The organism is Sphingomonas epibiotica, assembly GCF_039615155.1.
Classification (GTDB): Bacteria; Pseudomonadota; Alphaproteobacteria; order Sphingomonadales; family Sphingomonadaceae; genus Sphingomonas.
Genome location: NZ_JBDGHY010000001.1, coordinates 587,844 through 598,346, shown reverse-complemented (window position 1 = coordinate 598,346; position 10,503 = coordinate 587,844). Strand labels below are relative to the sequence as shown.

11 protein-coding genes are annotated in these 10,503 nt (G+C 63.7%); 9 read left to right on the top strand and 2 right to left on the bottom strand.

Going from position 1 to position 10,503, the window contains the following annotated elements:
• The first annotated feature begins 92 nt into the window (after window positions 1-92).
• The 9 genes from AAIO73_RS02815 to AAIO73_RS02775 all read left to right on the top strand — a co-directional run bounded on the left by AAIO73_RS02815 (window position 93) and on the right by AAIO73_RS02775 (window position 9,730).
• Entirely contained in the window at window positions 93-704 is a 612-nt protein-coding gene (locus AAIO73_RS02815; RefSeq protein WP_242115673.1) for an NADH-quinone oxidoreductase subunit J, read from the top strand.
• Complete coding sequence (nuoK, locus tag AAIO73_RS02810; RefSeq protein ID WP_055755914.1) at window positions 701-1,006, top strand: NADH-quinone oxidoreductase subunit NuoK; 306 nt, start codon at window positions 701-703, stop codon at window positions 1,004-1,006. Before AAIO73_RS02815 ends, nuoK begins: the two co-directional genes overlap by 4 nt.
• A 34-nt stretch (window positions 1,007-1,040) precedes the next feature.
• On the top strand, window positions 1,041-3,137 hold the full coding sequence (gene nuoL, locus AAIO73_RS02805; protein ID WP_345876095.1) for an NADH-quinone oxidoreductase subunit L: 2,097 nt from the start codon (window positions 1,041-1,043) through the stop codon (window positions 3,135-3,137).
• Between the two features lie 37 nt (window positions 3,138-3,174).
• On the top strand, window positions 3,175-4,743 hold the full coding sequence (locus tag AAIO73_RS02800) for an NADH-quinone oxidoreductase subunit M (protein WP_345876093.1): 1,569 nt from the start codon (window positions 3,175-3,177) through the stop codon (window positions 4,741-4,743).
• A complete protein-coding gene (nuoN, locus tag AAIO73_RS02795; protein ID WP_345876092.1) occupies window positions 4,743-6,188 on the top strand; it encodes an NADH-quinone oxidoreductase subunit NuoN in 1,446 nt (481 codons plus the stop codon). Before AAIO73_RS02800 ends, nuoN begins: the two co-directional genes overlap by 1 nt.
• Window positions 6,155-6,883: a biotin--[acetyl-CoA-carboxylase] ligase gene (locus AAIO73_RS02790; RefSeq protein ID WP_345876090.1), complete on the top strand. Its 729-nt coding sequence runs from the start codon at window positions 6,155-6,157 to the stop codon at window positions 6,881-6,883. Before nuoN ends, AAIO73_RS02790 begins: the two co-directional genes overlap by 34 nt.
• A 98-nt stretch (window positions 6,884-6,981) precedes the next feature.
• A complete protein-coding gene (locus tag AAIO73_RS02785; RefSeq protein WP_345876088.1) occupies window positions 6,982-7,773 on the top strand; it encodes a type III pantothenate kinase in 792 nt (263 codons plus the stop codon).
• 45 nt (window positions 7,774-7,818) lie between these two features.
• Entirely contained in the window at window positions 7,819-9,459 is a 1,641-nt protein-coding gene (locus AAIO73_RS02780; RefSeq protein ID WP_345876086.1) for a ribonuclease J, read from the top strand.
• A gap of 10 nt (window positions 9,460-9,469) precedes the next feature.
• Window positions 9,470-9,730, top strand: a complete 261-nt coding sequence (locus AAIO73_RS02775; protein WP_345876085.1) for a DUF1467 family protein — start codon at window positions 9,470-9,472, stop codon at window positions 9,728-9,730.
• A gap of 7 nt (window positions 9,731-9,737) precedes the next feature.
• On the opposite strand, the gene AAIO73_RS02770 is transcribed toward AAIO73_RS02775, so the two are convergent.
• Both AAIO73_RS02770 and AAIO73_RS02765 read right to left on the bottom strand, forming a co-directional pair.
• The gene (locus AAIO73_RS02770; protein ID WP_345876083.1) at window positions 9,738-10,037 is read right to left on the bottom strand and encodes an AAA family ATPase; all 300 of its coding nucleotides are present in this window, start codon (window positions 10,035-10,037) and stop codon (window positions 9,738-9,740) included.
• Window positions 10,038-10,205: 168 nt separating this feature from the next.
• The gene (locus AAIO73_RS02765) at window positions 10,206-10,424 is read right to left on the bottom strand and encodes a hypothetical protein (RefSeq protein ID WP_345876081.1); all 219 of its coding nucleotides are present in this window, start codon (window positions 10,422-10,424) and stop codon (window positions 10,206-10,208) included.
• Between the last annotated feature and the right edge of the window lie 79 nt (window positions 10,425-10,503).

The window sequence follows — 10,503 nt, the reverse complement described above, 5'->3', positions numbered from 1 at the left end:
GGCGAGGACGAGAAACCTCGCTTCGCCGGCCAGTCGATTAAAGTTTCGTCCCGCAGCATTGCGCGGGGCGGGCAGGGGGAAGAGCAGCGCTCGTGATCCAGACACTCGCCTTCTATCTGTTCGCCACGATCGTGGTGGCATCGGCCGCGCTGACGATTACGTCGCGCAACCCGGTCCATTCGGTGCTGTGGCTGATCCTCGCCTTCTTCAACGCAGCGGGCTTGATGGTCCTGTGCGGTGCCGAGTTCATCGCGATGTTGCTCGTCATCGTGTATGTCGGCGCGGTTGCGGTGCTGTTCCTGTTCGTCGTGATGATGCTCGACATCGACTTCACCGAACTGCGCGCCGGTTTCGTCCGCTATCTTCCTGCAGGGCTTGCGCTCGCGGTGCTGCTCGCAGTCGAATTGGTGGTCGGCGCTTATGCCTGGACCGCGGCGCGTATCGATCTCGCCAAGCGGATCGCTCCGACCGACGTCGCAGTGCCGAATATCGAAGCGATCGGTCGGCTACTCTATTCGCGCTATCTCTACGTCTTCGAAGGCGTCGGGCTGGTGCTGCTGGTCGCGATGATCGGTGCGATCGTACTGACGCAGCGCAAGCGCGCGGACGCAAAGGCGCAGAACATCAACCGCCAGATCAACCGTCGCGCCAAGGATGCGATCCGTAACGTCAATCAGCCCATCGGGCAGGGGGTCGAGCTGTGATCGGTCTTACCCATTATCTGGTCGTTGCGGCGATTTTGTTCACGCTGGGGGTGCTCGGCATCTTCCTGAACCGCAAGAATTTGATCGTCATTCTGATGTCGATCGAACTGATCCTGCTGGCGGTGAACATTAATTTCGTCGCCTTCTCGGCGCAGTTGGGCGACCTTGTCGGCCAGATTTTCGCGATGTTCGTGCTGGCGGTCGCCGCAGGCGAAAGCGCGATCGGGCTGGCGATCATGGTCATCTATTTCCGTGGCCGCGGTTCCATCGCGGTCGACGACGTCAACCGGATGAAGGGGTGATGCCGGTGGCTTTTCGGGTTTCGGAGGTGCTCGCATGAGCGCCATCCATATCGTCGTGTTCCTGCCGCTGCTGGCGTCGATTGTCGCCGGGCTGTCGAACCGCGCCTTCGGCATCGCGGTGCCAAAGATCATCACGACGGCAGGTCTGTTCACCGCCGCAGCCTTGTCGTGGACGATCTTCATTCCGTTCCTTGCCGGCACCGCGCAGGCGGGGGTCGCGCCGGTGTCGACCTGGATCCTGTCGGGCGGAATGAACATCGCGTGGGAACTTCGCGTCGATGCACTGACTGCGGTAATGCTGGTCGTCATCACCAGCGTTTCGGCATTGGTCCACCTCTATAGCTGGGGCTATATGAGCGAGGACCCCGATCAGCCGCGCTTTTTCAGCTATCTGTCGCTGTTCACCTTCGCGATGCTGATGCTCGTGACCGCGAACAATCTGGTCCAGATGTTCTTCGGTTGGGAAGGCGTGGGTCTGGCGTCGTACCTGTTGATCGGTTTCTGGTTCAAGAAGCCGTCGGCCAATGCCGCCGCGATCAAGGCATTCGTCGTCAACCGCGTCGGTGATCTGGGCTTCATGCTCGGCATCTTCGGCACCTATTTGGTGTTCGGCACGATCTCGATCCCGGCGATCCTCGAGGCCGCGCCGTCGATGGCCGGTTCGACGATCGGTTTCCTGTGGTTCCGCGCCGATACGATGACCGTGTTGTGCCTGCTGCTGTTCGTAGGGGCCATGGGCAAGTCGGCGCAGCTCGGTCTCCACACTTGGCTGCCGGACGCGATGGAGGGCCCGACCCCCGTGTCGGCGCTGATCCACGCGGCGACGATGGTCACCGCGGGCGTGTTCATGGTGTGCCGCCTGTCGCCGATGTTCGAAACCTCGCCGACCGCGCTGGCGGTGGTGACGGCGGTCGGTGCCGCGACCTGCCTGTTCGCGGCGACGATCGGACTGGTGCAGACCGACATCAAGCGCGTCATCGCCTATTCGACCTGTTCGCAGCTCGGCTATATGTTCTTCGCGGCGGGCGTCGGTGCCTATGGCGCGGCGATGTTCCACCTGTTCACCCACGCCTTCTTCAAGGCGCTACTGTTCCTGGGTGCCGGCTCGGTCATCCATGCGATGCACCATGAGCAGGACATGCGCTACTATGGCGGCCTGCGTCGCCATATTCCGCTGACCTTCTGGGCGATGATGGCCGGGACGCTGGCGATCACCGGCGTCGGCATCTATGAAGTGGGCGGCTTTGCCGGCTATCACTCGAAGGATGCGATCCTTGAAGCGGCGTGGGCGGCGGGTCCGCGCGGCTATGGTGCCTTCTATGTCGGGACCTTCGCGGCGCTGCTGACCAGCTTCTATTCGTGGCGGCTGATGTTCTTGACCTTCTTCGGTACGCCGCGCTGGGCCGGATCGGAGCATATCCAGCACGCGGTGCATGACGCGCACGGCCATCATGGCCATGACGATCATACGCACGATGTCCATCATGACGCGCATCCGGCGGCGGAAGATGCTGGACACGCCCCGTCGACCCAAGACCCGCATGCAAGCGACGTCGTTGAAGGAACGGCGGGCTATCATCCGCATGAAAGCCCAATCGTCATGCTCATCCCGTTGATCGTGCTGACGGTCGGTGCGGTAGCCGCAGGCTATGTCTTCAACCACTGGTTCATCGGCGCCGATGGCGGCGAGACGTTCTGGAAGGGCAGCCTGTTCTTCAACGAACATCTGATGCACGAAATGCATGGCGTGCCGTTGCTGGTGAAGTTGGCAGCGACCATTGTGATGCTCATCGGGCTGGTAAGCGCACTCTACGTCTATATCCTGCGGCCGGGCACAGCGGCGGGGATCGCGGACACGTTCCGCGTGCTGCACCGCTTCCTGCTCAAGAAGTGGTATTTCGATGAGCTGTATCACCTGATTTTCGTCCGTCCGGCCTTCGCGCTCGGCCGCTTTTTCTGGAGGCGCGGCGACGAACAGACGATCAACCGGTTCGGCCCCGACGGGTCGGCGGCGCTGGTCGGCTTTTCGAGCCGCCTCGCAGTCAAGATGCAGACCGGCTATCTCTACACCTATGCCTTCGTCATGCTGATCGGCCTGACGGCGGCGGTTACCTGGGCGATCGCGTCGTGATGCGCGGTTTCAAGCAATTGGTTCGGGGGAATAACTCGTGAACGGCTTCCCGATCCTGTCGGTGATGCTGCTGGTACCGGCGGTCGCGGCGATGCTGTGCCTGTTCGTATCGGCGAATGCCGCGCGCTGGACGGCGCTGGCGGCGACGCTGGTCAATCTGGCACTGGGCATCCTGCTCTGGGCGAATTTCGATATTGGCGGCGCGCAGTGGCAGTTCGTCGAGGCGCCGCCGCTCGGCGACTTCGGCGTGTTCCGTTACGCAATGGGTATCGACGGCTTCGCCTTGATGCTCATCATGCTCAGCGTGTTCCTGATGCCGATCTGCATCGGTGCATCATGGAAGTCGGTGACCAACCGTGTCCCGGAATATATGGCGCTGTTCCTGACCGTCGAGATACTGATGATCGGTACTTTCGCGGCGCAGGACCTGTTGCTGTTCTACGTCTTCTTCGAAGCCGGTCTGATCCCGATGTACCTGATCATCGGCATATGGGGCGGGGCGAACCGCATCTACGCGTCGTACAAATTCTTCCTGTACACGCTGCTCGGCTCACTGCTGATGCTGATCGCGATGATCTACATGATCCGCACCGCGGGTACCTCGGACATCCCGACGCTGATGGGGTATGATTTCCCGGTGCAGGTGCAGACGTGGCTGTGGCTCGCCTTCTTCGCCTCGTTCGCGGTCAAGATGCCGATGTGGCCGGTCCACACCTGGTTGCCCGACGCGCACGTGCAGGCACCGACCGCTGGCTCGGTCATTCTGGCCGGCGTGTTGCTGAAGCTCGGCGGATATGGCTTCCTGCGCTTCTCGATCCCGATGTTCCCCGAAGCCTCGGGTGAGCTGACATGGCTGATCCTGACGCTGTCGGCGGTTGCAGTGGTCTACACCTCACTGGTCGCGCTGGTGCAGTCGGACATGAAGAAGCTGATCGCCTATTCGTCGGTCGCCCACATGGCGATCGTCACCATCGGCCTGTTCGCCTTCAACCAGCAGGGTATCGAAGGCGCGATGATCGTGATGCTCAGCCATGGGCTGGTGTCGGGCGCGCTATTCCTGTGCGTCGGCATCATCTACGACCGGCTGCATACCCGCGAGATCGCGCGCTATGGCGGTCTGGCGATCAACATGCCGCGCTATGCCGTCTTCTTCCTGCTGTTCACGATGGCGTCGATCGGTTTGCCGGGCACGTCGGGCTTCGTCGGCGAGTTTTTGAGCCTTGCCGGCACGTACCGCGTGTCGACCTGGGCGGCGCTGATCTGCACGACCGGCATCATTCTTGGCGCGGCCTATTCGCTGTACCTGTATCGCCGGATCGCGCTGGGCGACCTTGTCCATGACGATGTGAAGGCGATGCCCGACGTATCGATGCGCGAGCTGGCGATGCTGGCGCCGATCGCCGCGGTCGTGCTGTGGATGGGCGTCTATCCCGAAAGCTTCCTCGCGCCGATGCGCAAGGACGTCGGGCTGCTGCTCGCCCGGATCGAGCGTGCAGCACCGGCTTCGGACTCACGGCCGACCGCGGGCAATCCGGCGGCGGCAGCGGCGCACGCCGCGGAACATGGAACGGGCGGCGGTGAAGCGGCGCACGGGGAATCGCACTGATGAGCTACGCCGAACAACTTTCGATGACCCTGCCTGAGCTGGTGCTCGCGGTCGGGGCGATCGTCCTGATGCTGGTATCGGCTTGGGGCAAGCAGGGTGCAACGCGCGGCGTCAGCATCGCGGCGGTGTTCGTGCTGGCCGGGGCCGGCGTGGCGCTGATCGGTAACGGCTCGTCGGGCGGCACCGCCTTTGGCGGCATGTATCGCGCCGATGCCTTCGCTGCCTTTGCCAAAGTGCTGATTTATCTCGCGTCGGCCGTTGCGATCATCATCGCACCGCGCTTCTTCGAACGCACCAGCGGCGACGATCTGAAGCCCGAATATCCGGTGCTGATCCTGTTGTCGGCCTGCGGCATGGGCATGATGGTGTCGGCGTCCGACCTGTTGCTGCTCTATGTCGGTCTCGAACTGCAGAGCCTTGCCGCCTATGTCCTTGCCAGCTTCATGCGCCGCGATACGCGGTCGGCCGAGGCGGGGCTGAAGTATTTCGTGCTGGGCGCCCTGGCGTCGGGCATCCTGCTCTATGGCATCAGCCTGATGTACGGTTTTGCTGGCACGACGCTGTTCGCCGATATCGCGACGGCCTATGCGGGCCCACGCAACATGGGCCTGTTGTTCGGGCTGGTGTTCGTGTTCGCCGGGATCGCGTTCAAGCTGGCGGCGGTGCCGTTCCACATGTGGACGCCCGACGTGTATGAAGGTGCGCCGACGCCGGTGACCGCCTTCTTCGCCTCGGCGCCGAAGGTCGCGGCGATGGCGATGGCGCTGCGCGTCGCGGTCGAGGCGATGGGCCCGGCGGTCGACCAGTGGCGTCAGATCGTGATCTTCGCGGCGCTGGCCTCGATCGTGCTCGGTGCGGTCGGTGCGATCGGGCAGGCGAACATCAAGCGACTGCTGGCCTATTCGTCGATCAACAATGTCGGCTTCGCGCTGATCGGCCTCGCTGCCGGTTCGGCGCAGGGCGTGGCGGGCGTGCTGTTCTACCTTGCCGTCTACATCGTCATGACGCTCGGTTCGTTCCTGATCGTGCTGCAGATGCGTGGCAGCGACGGTCAGCCCGTGGAGACGCTGGCAAGTCTGTCGGGCCTGTCGCGGACGCGGCCGGCACTGGCGTTGGCGCTGGCGATCTTCATGTTCTCGCTGGCCGGCATTCCGCCGCTGTTCGGCTTCTGGGCCAAATATGCGGTGTTCGATGCCGCGGTACAGGCCGGGCTGTTCCCGCTGGCGGTGATCGGCATCGCCGCGTCGACGATCGGGGCATATTATTACCTGCGCGTCGTCAAGACGATGTACTTCGACGAACCTGCACCGGAGTTTCTGCGTGAACCGGCGCTGGTCGAAGGCGGGCTGACTTTTGCCGCGGCGGTAGTGATCTCGCCGGTGAGTCTGTTCCTGATCCCTGCGCTGTCGGCATGGTCGCTGACCGCGGCGCGGGCACTGTTCTGACGGTTCGCGTCGTCGGCAAGACGGGGTCGACCAACGCCGACCTGCTCGCCGCCGCCGCGACCGGGGCCGAGGAGGGTCTATGGTTGCGGGCGGAACGGCAATCGGCCGGGCGCGGGCGCTTGGGCAGAAGCTGGGCGGATGGCGCGGGCAATTTGTTCGCCAGCACGATCGTTCGGTTGCGGCCACACGACCCGGCCGCGCATACGCTGACGCTGGTTGCGGCGGTCGCCTTGGCAGACGCGATTGCGATGTCCGCACCGGGATTGGCGATGATCAAATGGCCGAACGACTTGATGATCGGGGAAGCGAAACTCTCGGGTATTTTGCTCGAACGATCGGGTGATGCGGTGGTCATCGGCTTCGGGGTCAATCTGGCCTCGCAGCCGGCGCTTCCCGATCGGTTGACGACGTCGCTGGCGGTGCTGGGCGTCGCGATGACACCGGAAGCGCTGCTCGCCGTTCTTTCCGAGCGGTTCGCGGCATGGTTAGCAATCTGGCGGCGGGGCGGTGGTTCGGTCGTTCGGACCGCATGGGAGGAACGGGCGCATCCGCGCGGGACACCGCTGCGCGTGCGACTGCCCGATGGCAGTGAGCGATCGGGAGTTTTCGACGGGCTCGATGCCGATGGCGCGTTGCGGCTGCTTGGCCCTGACGGACGGACGGCTCTTGTCCATGCCGGCGACGTTTCGGCATGAAGCGAACCGGCGGCGATTGTCGGGACCGCTTGTCGGGGAGCGCCGCACGCTCTAGCGGGAAAGGGAAGCGCGCCGGTCGGGCGTGACGGGGAAGTTCGATGCTGCTTGCGATCGATGCCGGCAATACCAACATCGTCTTCGCACTGGTCGATGGCGATACGATCGTCGCACGCTGGCGGATCGCGACCGATCCGCGCCGCACCGCAGACGAATATGCGGTGTGGCTGAGCCAGTTGCTGGCCCTGGGCGGCCGGGATCGATCGGTGGTCGAGGCGGTCATCATCGGCACGGTGGTGCCGCGTGCACTGCATAATTTGGAAGTATTGGCGAGCAAATATTTCGGTGTCGAAGCCTTGGTCGCAGGACGGGGGCAGGCAGAGTTCGGCATTGCGCTGGACGTCGAGGAACCGCATGCGGTCGGGGCCGATCGCGCGCTGAACGCGATTGCGGCGCACGCCGCGCATCCGGGCGACCTGATCGTCGTCGACTTCGGTACCGCCGCGACGTTCGACGTCGTCGACTATACCGGGGCGTATAAGGGCGGGATCATTGCGCCGGGGATCAATCTGTCGCTCGACGCGCTGGTGACGGCGGCGGCCAAGCTGCCACGGATCGCGATCGAGGCACCGGCGTCGAAGACCGTCATCGGCCGCAATACCGCCGACCAGATGCATATCGGCATCTATTGGGGCTATATTGCGATGATCGAGGGGTTGGTCGCACGGATGAAGGCGGAGATCGGCCGCCCCGTCCGCGTGATCGCGACCGGCGGTCTGGCGATCCTATTCGAGAAACATACGCAGGTCTTCGATTCGATCGAACAGGACCTGACGATCACGGGACTGGCGATGTTGTGGCGCCGCACCCATATTTCCACGGCAACCGAATGAATGAAACCGAACCCGCGAATGGGCGCGGGCATTGAAAGAAATTGAGTGACTCCAAAGAAAGAACTGTTGTTCGTCGCGCTTGGCGGGTCGGGCGAAATCGGCATGAACGTCAACCTGTACGGGACCGCCGGCAAATGGCTGATGGTCGATTGCGGTGTGACCTTTGCCGACCCGGCCTATCCGGGCATCGACGTCATGCTCCCCGACCTGCAATTTATCGAGGAACGCGGCGACCAGCTGCTCGGCATCGTCATCACCCACGGGCATGAAGACCATATCGGGGCGCTGCCCTATCTGGCCGCCGATCTGGGTGTGCCGATCTATGCGACGCCGTTCACCGCGGGTCTGATCCGCGGCAAGCTGGACGAAGAGGGCATTGCCGACCGGGTGAAGCTGAAGATCGTGCAACTGGGCGGTGACGTGAATGTCGGTCCGTTCGGCGTGCGCTTCGTGCCGATGGCGCATTCGATCCCCGAATCGACCTCGCTCGTCATTTCGACGCCGCATGGGAAGGTGTTCCATTCGGGCGACTGGAAGCTCGACGACCAGCCAATGGTCGCGACCCCCGCGAGCCCAGCGGAACTGACCGCGATCGGTGACCAGGGCATCCTCGCGTTGGTGTGCGATTCGACCAACGTCTTCAATACCGAGGCGTCGGGATCGGAAGCCGATGTGCGCAAGGGGCTGTTCGAACAGATCGCCTCTGCGGAGGGGCGGCGGGTGATGGTTACCAGCTTCGCGTCGAACGCGGCGCGGCTGCACACGCTGGGCGAGGTCGCGCGCAATACCAACCGCAAGGTTTGCGTCGCAGGCCGCTCGCTCGATCGCATTCTGAAGGTTGCGAAGGCGACCGGCTATCTGAAGGACTTTCCGCAGACCGTCGATTTCGACACGGCGATGCGCCTGCCGCGCGATCAGGTGCTCATCATCGCGACCGGTGGGCAGGGCGAACAGCGTGCGGCGCTGGCGCGGATCGCCAATCGTGAGCATCAGCTGAGCCTGCGATCCGGCGACCGCGTCATCTTCTCGTCGAAGCAGATCCCCGGCAACGAGGTCGCGATCGGTCGCATCCAGAACCAGCTCGCCGCGGCGGGTATCGAGATGGTGACCGACCGGCAGGCGCATGTGCATGTGTCCGGTCACCCGGGCCGGCCGGAACTGGCCAAGCTCTATGGCTGGCTGCGTCCAAAAATCTTGATGCCGGTGCATGGCGAGATGCGGCATCTGATGGAACATGCCCGCTTCGCCCTGTCGCAGGGGATCGATCAGACGCTGGTCCAGACCAATGGCGATATCGTGCGTCTGGCGCCGGGCAATCCGACCAAGGTCGGCCATGCCGTCGTCGGGCGGCTCGCGCTGGACGGTGACGTAATCCTGCCGGCCGACGGCACGACGATCAACGAGCGGCGCAAGCTGGCGGCGTTCGGGCATATGTCGGTGGCGGTCGCGATCGACCGGCGCGGACAGTTGATCGGCGAGCCGCAGATCCGGGTGCAGGGCGTGCCGGTCGAGGAAGACCGCGAACCCTTCCTCGAGGAAGCGGTCGATGCCGCGGCGGAAACGGTGGCGGCCAAGGGACGCGAGCGCTCCAAGCTGCCCGAGGCGATCCGTCTGGCGGTGCGCCGGGTGGCGACGCGCTGGACCGGCAAGAAGCCGGTCGTCGACGTCCTCATCATCCCGGCCTGACGCGCGGCACATGGCCTGGCAATCGGCACTCGCCATCTACCTGTTGTTCTGGGTGCTGGCGATGTTTCTGGTGTTGCCGTTCGGGGTTCGCACGACGCACGAAGCGGGCGAACCCCCGGTGCCGGGACAGGCCGACAGCGCACCGTCGGGCTTCCGGTTCGGGCGGATGGCGTGGCGGACGACGTTGGTATCGGCGGTGTTGTTCGGCGCCTTCTATCTCAACTATGTCTATGGCTGGGTAACCGCCGACATGCTGAACTTCTACGATTGAGCCGCGCTCAGTCGATCATGGTTTCGACCAGATCGTGCGGGTAGCGGGTGAAGTCGCGGTACAGGCGGAAAAGGCTGGTGTCCTCCAGCGTCGTCGGGCGGAGGCCGAACCGCTCGACCTGCCACAGATCGGCATCGGGCAGCGCCATCAGGATCGGCGAGTGCGTCGCCATGATGACCTGACAGGTGCCCGCCGGCTGCAGGTTGCGGAGCAGCTTCCGAAACTCGAACTGCTTGGTCGGCGACAGCGCCGACTCCGGTTCGTCGAGAATGAACAGCCCCTGTTCCGACAGCCGTTCTTCGAACAAATGCAGAAAGCCCTCTCCGTGCGAGGCCCGAAGATAGCCGGCGCGGTGCGATCCGGCTTCGTCAGAATAGCGGGCGACCGAAAAGAAGGTTTCCGCTCGGAAGAACCATCCCTGTCGTACCTGCGGCAGCCATGCCGCGCGGAGCAGATCGGTAAGCCGACCGGCGTCTTAGCCCGCGGCGAGAGACGAACCGACCGCAGCCATGCCCTGCGCACTGCCGCCTTCGCCGAGGCCGGCCATGGTCGCAACCGCTTCCAGTAGCGTCGACATTTCCGAACCATTTTCGCCGACAAGAATGGTAATCGGTTTTTCGAACGTAAGATCGAAGTTGTCGCCAAGCACGATCGGGAGCGAAAAGGGATAGCTGTTCTGGTCCTGCTGGGCCAACGCCCCGTCCGGCAGCCAGACACGTTTCAGAAAGGGCGGGGGAAGCGAGGTCGTTCGTGCGCGGCGTGCCGTTCCGTCC